15 protein-coding genes and 3 pseudogenes are annotated in these 17,057 nt (G+C 65.0%); 13 read left to right on the forward strand and 5 right to left on the reverse strand.

Going from position 1 to position 17,057, the window contains the following annotated elements:
* Positions 1-22: 22 nt before the first annotated feature.
* From CP556_RS03585 to cofG, 3 genes are all read left to right on the forward strand, one after another.
* Positions 23-1,201 (forward strand): tubulin/FtsZ family protein, encoded by a 1,179-nt coding sequence (locus CP556_RS03585; RefSeq protein ID WP_098724377.1) that lies wholly within the window; start codon positions 23-25, stop codon positions 1,199-1,201.
* A gap of 185 nt (positions 1,202-1,386) precedes the next feature.
* Positions 1,387-2,082: a 2-phospho-L-lactate guanylyltransferase gene (cofC, locus tag CP556_RS03590; protein WP_098724378.1), complete on the forward strand. Its 696-nt coding sequence runs from the start codon at positions 1,387-1,389 to the stop codon at positions 2,080-2,082.
* Positions 2,083-2,154: 72 nt separating this feature from the next.
* Entirely contained in the window at positions 2,155-3,318 is a 1,164-nt protein-coding gene (gene cofG / locus CP556_RS03595) for a 7,8-didemethyl-8-hydroxy-5-deazariboflavin synthase subunit CofG (RefSeq protein ID WP_098724379.1), read from the forward strand.
* 436 nt (positions 3,319-3,754) lie between these two features.
* Here cofG and CP556_RS03600 read toward each other — a convergent pair whose 3' ends face one another.
* Positions 3,755-4,513 carry an SDR family NAD(P)-dependent oxidoreductase gene (locus CP556_RS03600; RefSeq protein ID WP_098727270.1) on the reverse strand — a complete coding sequence of 253 codons (759 nt, stop codon included), beginning with the start codon at positions 4,511-4,513 and terminating at the stop codon, positions 3,755-3,757.
* A 176-nt stretch (positions 4,514-4,689) separates the two neighbouring features.
* On the opposite strand from CP556_RS03600, the pseudogene CP556_RS27215 reads away from it, so the two are divergent.
* Positions 4,690-5,030, forward strand: a pseudogene (locus CP556_RS27215) (cyclase family protein); the annotation flags it as partial.
* Positions 5,031-5,882: 852 nt separating this feature from the next.
* Here CP556_RS27215 and cofH read toward each other — a convergent pair.
* Together cofH and CP556_RS03615 are read right to left on the reverse strand one after the other, a co-directional pair.
* A pseudogene (gene cofH / locus CP556_RS03610) lies at positions 5,883-7,264 on the reverse strand (7,8-didemethyl-8-hydroxy-5-deazariboflavin synthase subunit CofH).
* A 150-nt stretch (positions 7,265-7,414) separates the two neighbouring features.
* Positions 7,415-8,416: a potassium channel family protein gene (locus CP556_RS03615; RefSeq protein WP_098727271.1), complete on the reverse strand. Its 1,002-nt coding sequence runs from the start codon at positions 8,414-8,416 to the stop codon at positions 7,415-7,417.
* Positions 8,417-8,660: 244 nt separating this feature from the next.
* Here CP556_RS03615 and CP556_RS03620 point away from each other — a divergent pair, with 244 nt between their 5' ends.
* From CP556_RS03620 to CP556_RS03640, 5 genes and pseudogenes are all read left to right on the forward strand, one after another.
* Positions 8,661-8,951: a hypothetical protein gene (locus CP556_RS03620; RefSeq protein ID WP_098724380.1), complete on the forward strand. Its 291-nt coding sequence runs from the start codon at positions 8,661-8,663 to the stop codon at positions 8,949-8,951.
* 141 nt (positions 8,952-9,092) lie between these two features.
* Complete coding sequence (locus CP556_RS03625) at positions 9,093-10,157, forward strand: phosphoribosylaminoimidazolesuccinocarboxamide synthase (protein ID WP_098724381.1); 1,065 nt, start codon at positions 9,093-9,095, stop codon at positions 10,155-10,157.
* A gap of 135 nt (positions 10,158-10,292) precedes the next feature.
* Positions 10,293-10,502 carry a hypothetical protein gene (locus CP556_RS03630; protein ID WP_098724382.1) on the forward strand — a complete coding sequence of 70 codons (210 nt, stop codon included), beginning with the start codon at positions 10,293-10,295 and terminating at the stop codon, positions 10,500-10,502.
* A gap of 78 nt (positions 10,503-10,580) precedes the next feature.
* Positions 10,581-10,844: pseudogene (locus CP556_RS03635) on the forward strand (MoaD/ThiS family protein); the annotation flags it as partial.
* 119 nt (positions 10,845-10,963) lie between these two features.
* Positions 10,964-11,764, forward strand: a complete 801-nt coding sequence (locus CP556_RS03640; RefSeq protein WP_098724384.1) for a hypothetical protein — start codon at positions 10,964-10,966, stop codon at positions 11,762-11,764.
* A 279-nt stretch (positions 11,765-12,043) separates the two neighbouring features.
* Here the strand turns inward: CP556_RS03640 and CP556_RS03645 are convergent, their stop codons facing one another.
* A complete protein-coding gene (locus CP556_RS03645; protein WP_098724385.1) occupies positions 12,044-13,351 on the reverse strand; it encodes an acetamidase/formamidase family protein in 1,308 nt (435 codons plus the stop codon).
* A 324-nt stretch (positions 13,352-13,675) separates the two neighbouring features.
* Between CP556_RS03645 and CP556_RS25770 the strand changes: the two genes are divergently transcribed.
* A complete protein-coding gene (locus tag CP556_RS25770; RefSeq protein WP_176548109.1) occupies positions 13,676-13,846 on the forward strand; it encodes a DUF7576 family protein in 171 nt (56 codons plus the stop codon).
* Between the two features lie 216 nt (positions 13,847-14,062).
* Here CP556_RS25770 and CP556_RS03650 read toward each other — a convergent pair whose 3' ends face one another.
* A complete protein-coding gene (locus CP556_RS03650) occupies positions 14,063-15,022 on the reverse strand; it encodes a formyltetrahydrofolate deformylase (RefSeq protein WP_176548110.1) in 960 nt (319 codons plus the stop codon).
* Between the two features lie 538 nt (positions 15,023-15,560).
* On the opposite strand from CP556_RS03650, the gene CP556_RS03660 reads away from it, so the two are divergent.
* The 3 genes from CP556_RS03660 (at position 15,561) to purQ (ending at position 16,965) form a co-directional block, all read left to right on the forward strand.
* Entirely contained in the window at positions 15,561-15,875 is a 315-nt protein-coding gene (locus CP556_RS03660) for a HalOD1 output domain-containing protein (protein ID WP_098724388.1), read from the forward strand.
* A gap of 157 nt (positions 15,876-16,032) precedes the next feature.
* Positions 16,033-16,284 (forward strand): phosphoribosylformylglycinamidine synthase subunit PurS, encoded by a 252-nt coding sequence (purS, locus tag CP556_RS03665; protein ID WP_098724389.1) that lies wholly within the window; start codon positions 16,033-16,035, stop codon positions 16,282-16,284.
* Entirely contained in the window at positions 16,285-16,965 is a 681-nt protein-coding gene (gene purQ / locus CP556_RS03670; protein WP_098724390.1) for a phosphoribosylformylglycinamidine synthase I, read from the forward strand.
* Positions 16,966-17,057 lie beyond the last annotated feature (92 nt).

Raw genomic sequence — 17,057 nt, forward strand, 5'->3', positions numbered from 1 at the left:
CAACGGAGCCCCCAAACAAACAATGAAGCTGGCGATGATCGGATTCGGACAGGCCGGTGGCAAAATCGTCGATCGATTCCTCGATTACGACGATCGGACGGGTAGCGGAATCGTCCGCGCGGCGATTGCCGTCAACTCCGCGAAGGCGGACCTCATCGGTCTCGATAATATACCACAGGAGAATCGCGTACTCATCGGCCAGGCCCGCGTCAAGGGCCACGGCGTGGGTGCTGACAACGAACTCGGCGCGGAAGTCGCCGAGGAGGACATCGACGAGGTACAGAACGCCATCGACTCGATCCCGACCCACGAGGTCGACGCCTTTCTGATCGTCGCCGGCATGGGCGGCGGCACCGGTTCCGGTGGCGCGCCCGTCCTCGCCAAACACCTCAAACGGATCTACACGATCCCGGTCTACGGCCTCGGCGTCCTGCCGGGGACGGACGAAGGCGGGATCTACACGCTCAACGCGGCCAGATCGTTTCAGACGTTCGTCCGCGAGGTCGACAACCTGCTCGTCTTCGACAACGACTCGTGGCGACAGACTGGCGAGTCCATGGAAGGCGGCTACGACCAGATCAACGAGGAAATCGTCCGCCGCTTCGGCATCCTCTTCGGCGCCGGCGAGGTCGGAGAGGGGCAGGAAGTCGCCGAGAGCGTCGTCGACTCCTCCGAGATCATCAACACGCTCTCCGGCGGTGGTGTCTCCACCGTCGGCTTCGCCTCGGAGGACGTCGAGGTGAACTCGAGCGGCGGCCTGCTCTCCCGGTTCACCGGCGACGACGGCGGCGACGACAATCTCGACGCCGCGAACACGACGAACCGAATCACGAGCCTCGTCCGCAAGGCCGCACTCGGCCGACTCACGCTCCCGTGTGAGATCGAAGGCACCGAGCGCGCCCTGCTCGTGCTCTCCGGACCCTCGGAGTATCTGAACCGGAAAGGCATCGAGCGCGGGCGGAAGTGGCTCGAGGAGGAAACGGGAAGCATGGAAGTTCGCGGCGGCGACTTCCCGCGCGGGGAGCCCGAAGTGGCTGCGGCGATCTTGCTTTCCGGCGTGACGAACGTCCCGCGGATCAAACGGCTGCAACAGGTCGCGATCGAGGCCCAGGACAACATCGACGACATCCAGCAGGACAGCAGCGAGAACCTCGAGGAACTCGTCGAGGACGACGAGGACGAACTCGAGCCGCTGTTCTAGGCCGTCGTTCGTTCAAAACTCGCGAGCGACCGGATTCGTGTCGGGGGGCACGAGGCCGGGAGCACACTCGCGCTCGCAGTGCGGACTGTTCGCGGTGTGTGTTTTTCGACGTGTATTCCGCGACGGCAAACGGGTACACTCCGACGTGTTTTTGAGCGTGCCCGAACTACCGCAACCAGATTCAGATGCGCGTTCTGGTCCCGTTCGCCGCCGAGATGCCGAAGACTCGCCTCGAGTCCGTGCTCACGCCGGCCGAGCGCGGGGCGCTTTCCCGCGCCATGCTCGCAGACGTCCTCTGTGCGATCGTCGGCGCGGGACACGAACCGAGGATCGTCTCGACTGCGCCACTCGATCTCGAGGAGTTCGATCTCCCGGGCGAGGTCGCCGCGTCGGTATCGGGTACGGTCGACGATCGATCGCTGACGGACGCGGTCAACGCGCGACTCCCGGGAAGTGAGCGCTGCGACCGTGCGGACGACGGTCCCGACGCCGTCGCCGTCGTCATGGCCGACCTCGCGCTGGCGACCCCCGACGCGCTCGAGACGCTCCTCTCCACCGAGGCCGATATCGCGATCGCGCCGGGACGCGGCGGCGGGACGAACGCGCTCGTCGTTCGACATCCCGAATTCCTTGTGGATTACCACGGAACCTCCTATCTCGACCATCGCGAGATCGCTCGCGACGTCGGTGCCAGCCTCGAAACGGTCGACTCGTTCCGACTCGCGACCGACATCGACGAACCGACGGATCTCGTCGAGGTACTCGTCCACGGGCTCGAGACGAATCGCGCACCCGCCCGTCTCCGGGCGTTCGGGTTCGAACTCGACGATCGTGACGGACGCGTCGACATCGTTCGCGACGAGAACGTCACAACGAAGTAACGCGGTGGTTGCCCGCCAGCCCGCCGTACAGGAAGGCAGTCCTTATGTGCCAAGGGACGACATCCAGAGGTAATGTTTCCCGGGGCGAGCGAGTACGGCGTCGATATCGCGGTCGACGACGGGGCCGTCAAGGAGCTCCTGCAGGTCAGCCCGAACGATGTCGAGGCACCGCCGGCGCTGACGTTTTCGCGAAACGTGTTCATCCCGCTCACCACGGCCTGTCGCTACACCTGTACGTACTGCACCTACTTCGATCCGCCGGGGCAGGCCTCCCTGCTCTCGCTCGAGGAGATCCGTGATATCTGCCGGCGCGGGGCCGACGCGGGCTGTACGGAAGCGCTGTTCACGTTCGGCGACGATCCCGACGACCGCTACACGGAGATACACGACCAGCTCGAGGAGTGGGGCCACGACTCCATTCACACCTATCTGCGCGAGGCCTGCGAGGTGGCGCTCGAGGAAGGGCTGCTCCCCCACGCGAACCCGGGCGACCAGACCCGCGAGCAGCTGGCGACCGTTGCAGACGTCAACGCCAGCATGGGCGTGATGCTCGAGACGACCGCGGAAGTCGGGGCCCACGCCGGTCCGCGGCGCAAGGTTCCCGGCCAGCGACTGCGGACCCTGAAAAACGCCGGCGAACTGGACGTGGCCTTCACGACCGGGATTCTGGTGGGAATCGGCGAAGACTGGCGGGATCGCGCGGAGAGCCTGCTCGCGATCCGCGAACTGCACGACCGGTACGACCACATCCAGGAGGTGATCGTCCAGCCGGTGGTGGAAAACGAACGCTGGTCGGGGGGCTCGCCCGACCTCGCGACCATGCGGCAGGTCACGGCGATGGCCCGCGTCGCCCTGCCCGAGGAAATCTCGGTCCAGGTGCCGCCGAATCTCGCCCCCGCGAAAGACCTGATCGACTGCGGCGTCGACGACCTCGGCGGCGTCTCGCCAGTTACTGACGACCACATCAACCCCGAATACAAGTGGCCCGCGCTGCGCGAACTCGAGGAGATCGCGGCCCACGCGGGCGTTCCACTGGGAGAGCGGCTGCCGGTCTACGAGCGGTTCCTGCCGTCCGACCTCCGGACCGACGGCTTCGACGGCCGGCTGGCCGACGGCGCGGACGACGACCGGAAGTGGATCTCGCCGACGATCCGGGACGCGCTCGAGGCCGAGGACTCGGCTGGCGAGCGCTATCGGTCGGTGCTTCGAGACGGGACGGCTCCCGCGGCGGACTAGACGCGGCGTCGGCACACGGTGTGGCCTCGATGTGGTCTGATACCAATTCAGTAGCAGAGATCTCGGTCTCGTTCAGACTGGGCAGCCGGCGTGCGGTGGCGCGCGCTGTCGGCCGTCCGAACGACAGTGAGGGCGGGCGTCGATGCCGTGCAAGGGATGAACGAGTGACCGAAGGGAACGAGTGAATCGGCTGGGGAGGGCGTGGCGATTCCCTGCCGCCACGATAGCAGGACGCTTTGTATCAAATAATATTCAGCAGTGACGATGGCGTTGCGATCAGTATGTAATCCGTTTCAGTGGTGACTATAGCCCACGGGATCGGCCTCAAACCGACTGCCGAAACCGCTCGGCTGCCGTCGTCGACGAGACGGTATCTTCGTGAAGTTCTCCCCAGTTGGACCGACGACCGCCTCGCAGGAGAGTTCGAACGCACCGTCTATGTACAGGAGAAGCCGCCGTCGACGACCAGCGCCTGGCCGGTGATCCAGTCGGCCTCGTCGCTCGCCAAGAACAACATCGCGTTCGCGATATCTTCGGGCTCCCCGAGACGCTTCAGCGGATAGTGGCGGGACATCTCCGTTTTGGTCGCCTCCCACTCCTCCTCGGTCCGGTTCTTCCGGGGCATCGCGGTGTCCGTCACGCCCGGACAGACCGCGTTCGCCCGAACGCCGGCCGGCCCGACCTCCGCCGCGACCGTCCGCGTGAAGTTGACGACTGCACCCTTCGACAGCGAGTAGGCTCCCAACTGCGGCGCGCCGATGACGCCGGCCAGCGACGCCGTGTTGACGATGGCTCCCGACCCCTGCCCCCTGAAGTGTGGAATCGCGGCGTGACAGCCGTTCCAGACGCCCTTGACGTTGACGTCGATCACTCGATCACGCTCGCCCTCGTCGATCTCCTCGACCGTCGCGCGCTCGTGGCTCACGCCCGCGTTGTTCACCATGATATCGAGGCCGAACTCCGAGACCGCCTCGTCGACGGCCGCGTGGACCGCATCGGCGTCTCGAACGTCTAACTCGAGTGCGGTCCCCGATTGACCCGCGCTCTCGACCCGGTCGATCGTCTCCTCGGCCCCCTCGAGGTCGATATCGGCCGCGACGATCGTCGCGCCCTCCTCGGCGAACAACTGCGCTGCTTCCCGGCCGAGGCCGGAACCTGCACCCGTGATAAATGCTGTCTTGCCTTTGAGTCGCATGCCCATACATTGTCGAGCGGTGGCATAAATCATGATATATGATCCGGTGACCCGCGTTCGGCCGTCCAGGGTCGGGAACGGTCGCCGCTCGGTGAACGCGTTCGCACAGCGTTATATCCGTCCGGCGACGGCGATCACGTATGCACGTCGATCTCACCCAGCCGATCGAGACGGGGATGCAGACCTATCCCGGTGACCCCGAGGTCGCCGTCCGCCCCCATTCGACCCACGCGGCAGACGGCGCTCGCGTCTCGGCCCTCGAGTGCGGCAGCCACACCGGGACCCACGTCGACGCGCCCGCCCACACCGAACCCGACGGAAAGACGCTCGACGGCTACCCCTCGAGCGGTTCGTCTTCGACGCCGTCCGGGTCGATTGTCGCGACCTCGAGGCTCGCGAGCCGATTCCCGCATCGCGAGTGCCCGACAGCGACGCCGATCTCGTCGCGTACTGGACCGGCTGGGACGCACACTGGGGGACCGACCGCTACCTTGAGCACCCCTATCTCTCACCGGCGGCGGCCGAGATCTGCGTCGAACGGGGGTTCGATGTCGCCGTGGACGCGCTCAATCCGGATCCGACGCCGACGGAAAATGCGAGTACGGACGAGCCTGAGGGAGTCCAAGCCCACCACGCGCTGCTGGGCGACGAGTTGCTGATCCTCGAGAATCTGATCGGACTCGAAGCGGTCGGGGAGCGGTTCGAGCTCCGGGCGTATCCGCTAGCGCTCGAGGGGGATGGTGCACCGGTTCGGGCCGTCGGCGTCACGGACATGAATGAAGAGCGCGACCGTGTGTGATTCCGGGCTTGAGTAGATCAGGAATGAGTCACGAGTAACTGTGAACAGGAAGGATGTCCTGCTATCGTGGCACCAGGGAATCGCCACGCCCTCCCCAGCCGATTGCTGCTCACGGGCGCGCAGCGCCCGTCTGCTCACGGCGGCTCCGCCGCCGTTCGCATGGTATGCGAGACCTCCGGTCTCGCACTATTCGCATGGTTCGCGGGACCTCTGGTCCCGCGCTAACGCTCGATCACTCCGCTCTCTCGTTCATCCACTGGAAGACGCAAAGCGTCTTCCAAGCTGTCACTCGTTCCACTCGCGACAACCTCGCGCAGTGTCATCGGCCGCCCTCGCTTGGCTCACGGTTCCCTCCGGTCACCGTTCGCTTTCCGAGGTGCTCACTGTGTTCGCACCTCGCGACGCTCGGACGGCCGACAGCGCGCGCCACCACATAGCGGTTGATCAGTCTCGAGCGATACGCCGCTTGTCTGCACCGATCCCTGCCGTGCTAAATTCGCACTTCGGTACAGAAGCAACGGCTTTAGAGCGTCAGAGAGCTGTTCGAGACCAATCGACGCGGCTCTCCGATCAGTCGTCTGCGGGGACGGTATCGCGTTCGTCCCGTTCTTCGCGAGTCAGCAGCGCCGTCCCGTCGGCTTTCGGCCCGAGCCGGGGGCCGAAGGGCGGGTCGTCGGGGTCGATGACGCGGCGTTGCTCGTAGTCGGTCGAGCGCTCGACCGGGACTCGACCGATCGAAGCGATCATCTCGACGTAGTCCGAAAAGGAGCGGAACTCGCCGTGCTCGCCGCCGGCACGGGTCGTAATCTCCTCGGAGAGGATCGTTCCCATGTAGTCGTCGGCCCCACAGTTGAGCAGTTTCAGCCCCTGTTCGTCGCCGTACTTGACCCACGAGGACTGGATGTGGTCAATGTTATCGAGGAACAGCCTCGAGACGGCGATCATCAGTTCGTCCTCGTCGATGCTCGCGCCGCCCGAGACGACATCGTGTTCGAACAGCGGCGTGTTCTGATGGATAAAGGAGAGCGGGACGAACTCGGTGATGTTTCCGGTCCGATCCTGCAGCTCCCGGATCCGCTTCAGGTGCATCGCGCGGTGGGCCTCGTTCTCGACGTGGCCGTACATGATCGTCGCCGTCATCCCGAGGCCGACGTTCGCGGCCGCCTCCATGGCCTCGAGCCAGTCGTCCGTACCGATTTTGCCGGGGCAGATTACGTCGCGGACCTCCTCGACGAGGATTTCCGCTGCGGTTCCGGGAACGGTATCTAGCCCCGCCTCCTTCAGCCGTCGGTAGACCTCCTCGTAGGACCAGTCGGTACCGCGGCGGGCGTGGTAGGCCTCCTCGGGCGTCATCGAGTGAACGTGCACCCCGTCGACGCTCATCGCCGACAGCTGGTCCGCGTAGGTGCCGGGACTGGTGTCGTACAGTTCGGGGGCTTGTAGTTGACTTCCTTCGGGTTCGGGTGATCGTCGAGGATCTCCCGGTGTTCCTCGTCGAGCGCGAACGCGGGGTGAAGCCCGGAGACCGACGTAACCTCGTAAATACCGCGATCGACGGCGTCGGCGACGATCTCGCGTGACTCCGCGGGCGTCTTCGTGAACCCGGCGGTCTCGATCTCCGTCTCGCGCTCGAAGGTGTGGGCGGCGTCCTTGAAGTTACAGAAGAGACAGCCCACGTTACAGGCCGTCGTGACGTTGTTGTTCAGGTTCGCGATGAAGGTGACCTCCTCGCCGACCTGCTCGGCGCGGCGTCGGTCGGCCGCCTCGAGCACGCGCTCCTTGCGTTTTCGATCGATCCCCTCGCTCTCGGTTCCCGTCGTGAGTAACTCGATCGCGTCGTCGACCGTGAGCCGGTCGCCGTCGCGTGCCTTTGTCAGTGCGTTCTCGAACGACTGGTCGGTCTCGGGAACGTGATCGAACGTCAAGTCGGCCTCGGTCACCGGTCGCTCCATCGAGGAAACGATACTCGTACAGCGAGAAAAGCATGGTGAATGCGGAATCGCGGGGACGACGATACAGCCGTCGCTCGAGGCGCACCGTCAGGTCGGCCATGGAGCGGACCCGACGAACTGTCCGGGATCGGTCTCGAGGCGAGACGACGGTCACGCCGATTCCGCGGTCGGCCACTGTCGGACGTCCGATTCGACGAGCGCGAGCAGCAGTCGGCGGCGCTCGCGCAGGTCCGCCACGGACGCGTCGAACGCCCCGTCGGAAACGGTCGGCACGTCCGCATCGCGCAGCGGCTCGAGCGACGGGGCCGGCGGAGACCGATCGGCGGGGTCGATGAACGCGTCGTCGAGCGTTCCGAGATAGCTATCGACGCTCGCCCGCGCGTTTCTGACGATCGTGTCGCTGGGACGGTCCCGCTCGGGAACCCCGAACCGCAACAGCGTGAGCGTCTCGTCGAGGAGAGCGACGCTCGTCACCGGCGCTCGTTCGGTCTGCCCGCTGTGGAAGTAGTGGAGAATCGGGTACGCCTTGTGGTTCGCCGTGAGCGTGTTCAGCTGCGACGTGAGTTCGTTCAGGGACAGCGCCAGTCCGTCGAACTCCTCGCCGTTCCAACTGGTTCGGAGGATCCCGTCGCTTTGGTCCCCGAGACCGCTCACGCTGCTCGCGAACGACCGCTTTTGCGTGACGGCGTCGAGAACGGAGAGGACGTAGGTGACGCTCAGGGTGACGAAGAGCATCCCGCTGGCCGTCGCGAGCGTCGTCGCGATCTGCCACGGTCCCTCGCGCGGAACGAGGTCGCCGATTCCCAGGGTGAATATCGTGTAGCCGGTGTAGTAAATCCGGTCCGACCAGGAGATCGGACTCCCGTCGACCGTATCGATGAGGGGGTATTCGGCGCTCGCGAAGACGAGCGTCCAACCGGCCCAGAGGAGGACGAGCCAAGTGACGAGACCGACGACGAGGATCGACGGCCCCGAGAGGGTGAGCAAGCGAGAGCCCCGATCGCCGACCCGCCGGAACCCGCTCCACGTCGCCGCCATCAGCCACGAGGTGAGCGGCCCGGCACCCCCCTCGACCCAGAGCGTCGTCCACAGGAGATCCGCGACGACGGCGGCGAGCAGGAGTATCCCGAGACCGAACAGGATCGGATTCATCTCGTCGCCACCTCGAGACCGAACGAGTCGCCGATTCGTCGCGATCGTCGGCCCGCGGATGAGCGGCGGTCGGACGCAGCGTCCCGGGCCGAAATCGGTATCTGCACGCAATCGCGTTCGGTCTCGAGTCGGAAAATACACCGACCGGACGCTCCCTGCCGTCGAACCGCCGCTTCGGTCACGGTCCGCCCGTCCGTCGAACGCAGGTCCCGGAATTATCGGCGTGGACCGCGAACGCTCACGCATGAGTTCACGGACGCCGGAGGAATGCGTCGATCTCGCCCACGACGAGGAAGCCGCCGAGGAAAAGCGGGTGGGCGCAATTCGGGAACTGAGAACCGCGAACGAGTGCGACGAACTCGAGGCGCTCGTCCGAACGGAGCGCATCGGCGAGCGGTATCGTCGCCAGGCCCTCGAGGAGTTAGCGACGCCCCAGTGCGACTCGACCCTCCGGGAACTCGTCCACGACGACCCGCTCGAGGGGCCGTTGCATCAGGAGGCCGAAGAACTGCTCGCGACCGTCGAAGACGGTTGAGAGTGTGCGAAAACCGAGGTCTGAACGAGAGAGAGCGTCACCGCTCACGGGCCATCGACCAGATACTGAAACCTTCTTACGGTCCGGACACGGCAACTGGAGTATGATCGACGGCGGCGAACACGTCCTGAGGTGTCTCGCGTGACGAGCGTCAAAGAGTTCCGCATCGAGGAAGACGCGACCGACGAGGAGCTCGGTCGCGGGTCGTTCGTCTTCACCGACGACTACTCCGTGTTCGACTGGGGGAAGATGCCCGACCAGATTCCCCGGAAGGGCGCGAGTCTCTGTACGATGGGCGCGTTCAACTTCGAACTGCTCGAGGCCGAAGGCGTTCCCACTCACTACCGCGGCGTGGTCGAGAACGGTGATGTCGTCGGGCTCGAGGACGCGACCCACCCGCCCTGGGAGATGGCCATCGACCTCACGCAGGTGCCCGACCTCCCCAACGACGGTCGGGAGTACGACTACGAGCGCTACCACGACGCGGCCGGCGAGAACTACCTGATCCCCCTCGAGATCGTCTTCCGCAACCGGGTCCCCGTCGGCTCGAGCTTGCGCAGTCGGACCGAGCCCGCCGATCACGGCCTCGCGCTCGATAGCTGGCCCGACGAGGCCGTCGACCTCGACGAGCCGATCGTCGAGTTCACCACGAAGTACGAGGAGGGGGACCGCCACCTCGAGCGCGAGGAAGCCGATTCGATCGCCGGGACGGCGTCGATCGAGGACCTCGAGTCGCTCGCCCGCGAGGTCAACCGGATCGTCACCGAGCAGGCCGACTCCGCCGGACTGGTCCACGAGGACGGCAAGATCGAGTGTCTGTACTATGGGGCGGCGACCGCCGCCGATGGTGAGCGGGCCAGCGGGCCCGCGAACGGCGAGATCCGCGTCGCCGACGTCGTCGGCACCTTCGACGAGAACCGCTTTAGCTACGAGGGTACCCAGCTCTCGAAGGAAGTGCTCCGCCAGTACCACAAGCGAACCCAGCCCGAGTGGGTGCAAGCCGTCGACGCCGCCAAGGCGCAAGCGAAGCAAGAAGACGTCGCTGACTGGAAGTCCCTCTGTGACGAAGCCCCCGAGCCGCTCGATTCGGACGTCCTCGAGACCGCCAGCGACCTGTACTGTGCCGGTGCCAACGCTTACACCGGTCAGGAGTTCTTCGACGCGCCGCCGCTCTCGAGCGCGATCGGTGCAGTGCGCCGACTCTGAGTGATGCGGACCCCGTTCCGAGATTCGAACCGCGAATCCAGCCCCGTCGAACCGCGAACGGTGGTATCGATCCACAAACCGGTCGGACAGAGTAACCCTCATATTGGGGGCCAAGCTAGGACCGGATGACAGCAAATGACCCCCGCTATCGCCGGCGGAATCACAGCGAGTATCGTCCTATTCACTCTCACAACCGGGATCACGGCCGTCGCAGGCCTCATGCTGGCACTGTTCGTGTTCGCGCTGGTCGGGTTCGCCGTCGCACCGCTTTACTCCTCGAAGTGGATCGGGGACCAAGACGCGGCCTCGACTGCCGCGCGCAGTGACGAACCGAGCGACGACTGAGTCTCGAGCGGCTCGTTTTTCATCCCTCGACGGCGACCCAGTAGTCAGGTTCTTCTCCCGTCGTACCGCTGATCAACCATGGAGACGGTAGTTACCGTGTATGGGCCCGTCCGGAGCGCGACCGGCGACAAGACGGTAACCCTCGAGTGGTCGGGCGACACTGTCGCCGACGCCATCGCGGCCCTCGTCGAGTCGTACCCGCGAGCGGAGCCACACCTCTACGACCGCGAGGAGATTCGGGCGAGCGTCAGGGTCTCGATCGACGGCGAGCGCGCGGAGTTCGAGGATCGGGTTCCGGAGGGAGCATCGCTGTCGTTGGTTCCCGCCGTACAGGGTGGATCTGCGGAGCGGGGAGACACGAACCGAGAGTCCGAACGAGCCGAGAGTCCGAACGAGCCGAGAGTCCGAACGAGCCGAGAGTCCGAACAAGCCATATTTCAGCCGGAAATAGACGTCAGGATATGTCCGCCGAGCTGAGCCGAACACACCACCTCGAGTGCGAGGGCTTCGCCGCGGAGTTCCGAGCCCTCCTCGAGCTGGTCCTTCCCGACACGACGGCTGCGGTCGTCCGAGTTCGAGAGGAGGAGATGGGGATGGACCCGGACGGCGACGACTGTCGGCGAGTGTGGGATGGCGTTCGGGATCGACTGGAACGACTCCCGGAGAAGGATCGAAACGAGACTACCGCGTGGCGCGTTCCAACGACGACCGAAGCCGGACGAGCGGTCCTGTTCGAGTTGGCGTCGCTTACGGACGGCATCGTCGGCGCACACTTCGTGTTTCAACTCGAGTGCCACGCCGGCGGAACGCCCGTACTCGAGGCGATCCCCCATCACTCGGATGCAGGAGTCGATGCGACGCTGCTCGGAGCGGAGATCCAGCCCGGTGAAATCGTCGGGCTGAACGGGCACGACGCGTGTCTGGTTCCCACAGAGACCTACTTCGAGTGGGCCGCCGAGGATCGGCGGTGGAGAATACAGGGCGGGTCGCTCTGCATCGAGACGCTCGACGGCCGGAAAGCGACGTGCTACGGGCTGACGAATCTCGAGCGGGCGACGCTCGAGGAGGACGGGACGGTGCTCGCGCTCGCCTGGGAGCCGGGAGACCTACCGGACGATGCCGTGGGGAAGCTGCTCTCGTGGATCGGGGAGAAACTGTACAATCCGCCACCGGCACTGCCTTGCGAGACGGTCGCTCGAGCAACGGCGGTCAAAGCGCATCTGCAGGAGTTGCTCGCGGCCTACGATGGACGCGAAATATAGACGAACGATGATCATATCGGGCTGCCCAACAGGCATACGGTGTAGTGGACGATACGGTCAGAGTTCGCTGCTATCGTGGCGACACGGAATCGCCACGCCCTCCCCAGCCGATTCGCTCGCTGCTCACGGCTCCCGCTGGTCGCCGTTCGCTTTCCGAGGCGCTCGCTCCGTTCGCGCCTCGCACCGCTCGCTCATCCCTCGCACAATTTCGTTGCGCGGCTCGCCGTCGGCTCACCGCGCCACAGCGCGCGCCACCGCAAAAGAAGGAATTCGGTGAGCCTATAGATCGTACTGCTCGCGCACCAGGTGGTCGATGCCGCGGTCCTCGAGGACGGCCATCGGCGCGAGCATGTCGAGTTGGACGACGCCGGGAAGGCGGCCGATCTGGACGCCGCCGGTGAACGTACACCGCGAGCGGACCTCGCCCTCGCTCATGTCCAGCAGTTTCGTCGCGCGGTCGAAGGCGTTCTGCGTGGCGTCGTTGACCGTCGCACCGGAGCCGACGACCTGAATCGGGCCCATATCGTCCTCGACGTCGACGCCGTGTTCCGCGCCGAGTTCGCGGCCCGCCTCGCGCTCTTCGTCGCTGTAGGGTTTGCTGATAAACGGCAGTTCGTCCTCGTTGGGAAGGAGGACCGGCCCGTCGAGTTCGAGGCCCTCGATGACCTCGACGTCCATCGTGACGGTCCCGCTCACGTCTGTCGTGTGCAAGGAGAGTTCGCCGTCGCCCTGGTTCGCGTGCAGATCGCCGACGTAGACGCCGGCTCCGTCGATTTTGACCGGGCAGATCAGCGTCGCACCCGGTCGGACCTGCGGGATGTCCATGTGACCGTCGGTTCGATCCTCGAGATCGCCCTCGCTCTCGACGCCGTAATCGTGCTCGGCACCGATGAGGTACTGGCCGAAGTCGCCGGCGTTGTGCGAGTCGGGCATCGTGATCGGCGGGGTCGTTCCGATGTTTCCGATGAACGGACGTAGCCGTCCCAGGGTACCGGGCATCTCGTCGGGTTCGTACAGCAAGATGGGGTGTTGCCGGGAATTCTCGGGGATGTCCATCACCTCGCTGGCGTCGTTCGCGAGTTCGTGGGCAGCGTCCTCGTCGAGGGTGATTCCGACGGTGTGATCGTCGTCGAAGGCGACGGTGTAGCCGTACTCGAAGCCGAAGGAGGAGGCGTTCGCGCCGCACTCGGCGCACTTGATCGCGTCTTCCCCCGTACCCTCGACGATCGTCTCGGGCCACTCGGTGCCACACTCCGGACAGCGGTGATCGACGAACGGGTCGTCGCCGAACGCACCCTCCCGCTCGGCCATCGACCCCGTGCTCGTCGCCATGCTCGTCACCGACATGTCCCGGATGTGAAGCGCGACGGCGTCGCCGACGGACGCCCCCTCGACGCGGATCGGTCGAGTGACCTCGTGACCGCCGTGGAACTCGGGCGTGACCATCGGCCCCCAGCAACCCGGCGGCGTGTACGTCTCGATCGTCCCGCCGTCCGCGACGGTCCCCGCCCATTCCTGATCGGGACCGACGAGGCCGAGCGTGTACTGGTCGACGAACAATTCCTGGTCGACGTTTTGCTGTGCCATAACATACCAATGTATGCCGTTGCCGGCGATAAGCGTACTGCTCCCGGAACCGACTACAAGCGCCTGTACAGTCTCGAACGACCGATAGTACGGAACGAAAATAGTTGTGATGGCCCGACGACTCGAGCCCTCGTCACCGATCGCGAGGTGGCCGAACCGGGGCTTGTGGCGATCGATCTGGAGAACGCGTCGCGACGCCGAAAGCGAACCACGCGATCGGACGGGGTCCGCTCACGCGGAACCTGCACCGGCAAATTTGGCCGCCCGTGGCCGATACGGCCGAAATGGATTCGTTAAAGTGTGTCACGTCCCACCTGTCAACCGATGACTGACTCGACGGACGAGGACACACCCGAATGTCGACACTGCGGCGATTCCGTTGGATCGTCCGCCGAACAGCGCGTGATAACGACGGTCGAAGACGGGACGACCGTCTACAAACACTTCTGCAGCGACGACTGCCGGGATATCTGGGAGGCGTCGTCCGGCGCCTGATCCTCGGACGCCGATTCCGAGTCCCGTCACCGTCACACGTCCCCTCGAGCGTCGTGTCGCGAACAGGGCTTTACCGCTGGGACGTGATCAGCTATCCGCCTCGTGTGCGACTATCGATGAGCCCCGAGACGATCAGCCAGCGCTCGTCGTCGCAGTCGCGGAGAACGAGAGAGAAATTCGGGACACCGGCGGACGACCGGCGGTATCCCCGCTCAGCTACTGATCCTTCGCGACCACGCTACCGATCCCGTCGACCGGCCTGTCGGGTGTGAACTCCTTGATCTCCTCGGGGAGACCGAGCTGGTAGTCGGTGCCGTTCTCCCGGACCGACGTTCGGCCGCGGTGGACCGAGACGTCGCCGTTCAGGTGAAGCTGGACGGCCTCGAGCAGGGCGTCGGCCTCGAGGGGCTGGCCGCGGCGTTTCATCTCCTCGAGGTCGGCGTCGTCGGGGACGTCGAACGCGCGCTGGGTGATGATCGGCCCCTGATCGAGGTCGGTCGTCACGTAGTGACCGGTGACGCCCGCGACCCGGACGCCCTCCTCGACGGCCTGCCGGTAGGCTTCCGCGCCGGGGAACGCCGGCAGTAGCGAGGGGTGGACGTTGATGATTCGATCCTCGTAGCGGAAGACGACGTTCGGGCTGAGAATCCGCATGTATCGCGCGAGCACGATCAGGTCGACATCGTACTCCGCGAGGAGTTCGAGCAACTGGTCTTCGTTTTGCTGGCCGCCCTCGTCGCCGATGTCGTGGAACGGCACGTCGTAGTGCTCGGCCAGCGGCTGGAGGTCGTCGTGGTTGCCGATGACGACGCCGATGTCCGCGCCGAGTTCGTCGTTGGCCCACGCCTCGAACAGCGCCTCGAGGCAGTGGCTCTCCTTCGTGACGAGGACGGCGATCTGCTGGTTCTCGCGGTCGGCGGGGAATCGGACCTGCACGTCGAGTCCGAGGTCGTCGCCGAGGTCGCGGAGGTCGTCCCGAAGCGTGTCCTCCGTACAGACCATGTCAGCGGTGTCGACGGCGAGATACATCCGGAAGACGTCGTCGCGAACCGCCTGATCGAGGTCCTCGATGTTGATCCCGCGCTCGAACAGGAGGCTGGTCACCCGGGCAATGAGCCCGGTGTCGTCGTCTCCGATTACCGTGATTTCAGTCACGTCGGTCGTCACCGCTGCCACCTCCGCTCGAGCGAGTGTCGCGTCATCACGACGAAACTCAGTCCACGAGCGGCTAAAAGTCCTGCTTTCCGTGGAGGTCCGTGAGAATCGCCCGCGAGGCGTGCTTCGGACGGCACAATCGTCCCTGTAATGATGCGGAGAGTCCGTGACGCTGACGGGGTTCGATTGCGGACAGTGCGGTAGCGAGGTGTCGACAACGGGCCCCGAGCACCGTGTCGTCAGCGTGTCGACAATCGATTCCGACCGCTCGAGCGGTGAAACGGTCGTCAGACACGGATCAGCGGCCGGTCATCGAGCGGCCGGTCATCGCACCGGTTCACCCCGGACGACTCGCCACGGGAGGCACGGTTCTCGGTTACGACATCGCGTTCGTCAGACGTATGACGGACGGTCGCTATCAGTCCCTCGCCCGTCTCCTGAATTCGTTTATTTTGTCGTACAACGCGCTGTAACATGTCTGACAGGGTTTTATGCCGGTTACTGTGGAACGATTTTCCAGTCACTCTTAGTGACAGTCGCCAGCCGAAGGGTGAACACAATGACGGTAACACCACACGACCACGGCCGATCACGTATCGATCGCGACCGGGAGACGGCGTTCGTCTCACACGACTGGACGGGAACGGACTCGCTTACCAACACGATCGTCTCAACAGTCGCGGAGCTTTCGGAAATCGACCCGACGGAGGTCGAACGGCTCTACGACCGGATCAACCCGGAAAGTCTCGAGACGCTCTTCCAGCCGACGAACGGAACCGCGGGCCGCAACACCGGACAGGTATCGTTCCAGCTGGACGCGTACACGGTCACCGTTCACGCGACGGGAGACATCGTCGTCGCGCGAGTAACGTAGCGCGGCCGTCGGGCGACTCCCATCGGCCGCCGTGCGACTGCCGACCGGAAACCGGCGACGCCACCCGTTCGCCGTCAGCGGCTCATCGGTATCCACGAACGTGTATTGCGGTGCCAAGGCGAAAGCGTTTTTGAGCACGGTTACGGGGTATCAGATAATGACCGCCTACACCGCGACGGTGACGGTTCGACTCAAACGGGGCGTTCTCGATCCCGAGGCCGAGACCACGAAGCAAGCCCTCGAGCGGCTGGGCTTCGAACTCGAGGAGCTGCGGGCGGCCGACCGGTTCGAGGTCGACCTCGAGGCCGACTCGGCGGACGGCGCGCGCGAGCGAGCGGACGAGATGGCCGAACGGCTGCTTGCGAACCCGACGATCCACGATTACGACGTGGAGGTCGACGAGCGGTAGATGACCGTCACAATACTTCGGTTCGGCGGCTCGAACTGCGACCGCGACGCCGAACGCGCCCTCGCACACCTCGAGATCGACGCCGAGATCGTCTGGCACGAGGACGGTCTCCCTGCGGACACAACCGGGATCGTCCTTCCGGGCGGGTTCTCCTACGGCGACTACCTCCGTGCGGGGGCGATGGCGGCCCGCTCGCCGATTATGGCCGAGGTCCGCGAGGCCGCAGCCGAGGGTGTTCCCGTGCTCGGCGTCTGTAACGGCGCACAGATCGGCTGCGAGTCCGGCCTGACCGAGGGAGCGTTCACGACCAATGAGAGCGCTCGCTTCCAGTGCGAACACGTCTCCCTGCGCGTCGAACGCAACGACACGCCCTGGACCGCCGCCTACGACGAGGGCGAGGTCATCGAAGTTCCCATCGCCCACGGTGAGGGGCGCTACGAAATCGACGACGATCGGCTAGCCGAACTCGAGGACGAGGGACGAATCCTCTTTCGGTACTGCGACGAAAACGGTGAAACGGGCTCCGACGTGAACCCGAACGGGTCCAAACACAACGTCGCCGGCATCCTCGGCGAGCGCAAGTCCGTCGCAGTGTTGATGCCCCACCCCGAGCGCGCGACTCTTCCCGACATCGGTCCGACCGACGGACAGGGAGTCCTCCGGGGTTTTGAATCTCCATAACACGGTAGAGAACCACTGAGGAGCCTATTTTCGATATACACACCGTAGGTAGCGAACGACGACTCAGAATCTGAGTCGAGTCGAACAGTAAT

This window comes from Natrinema sp. CBA1119, from assembly GCF_002572525.1.
Classification (GTDB): domain Archaea; phylum Halobacteriota; class Halobacteria; order Halobacteriales; family Natrialbaceae; genus Natrinema.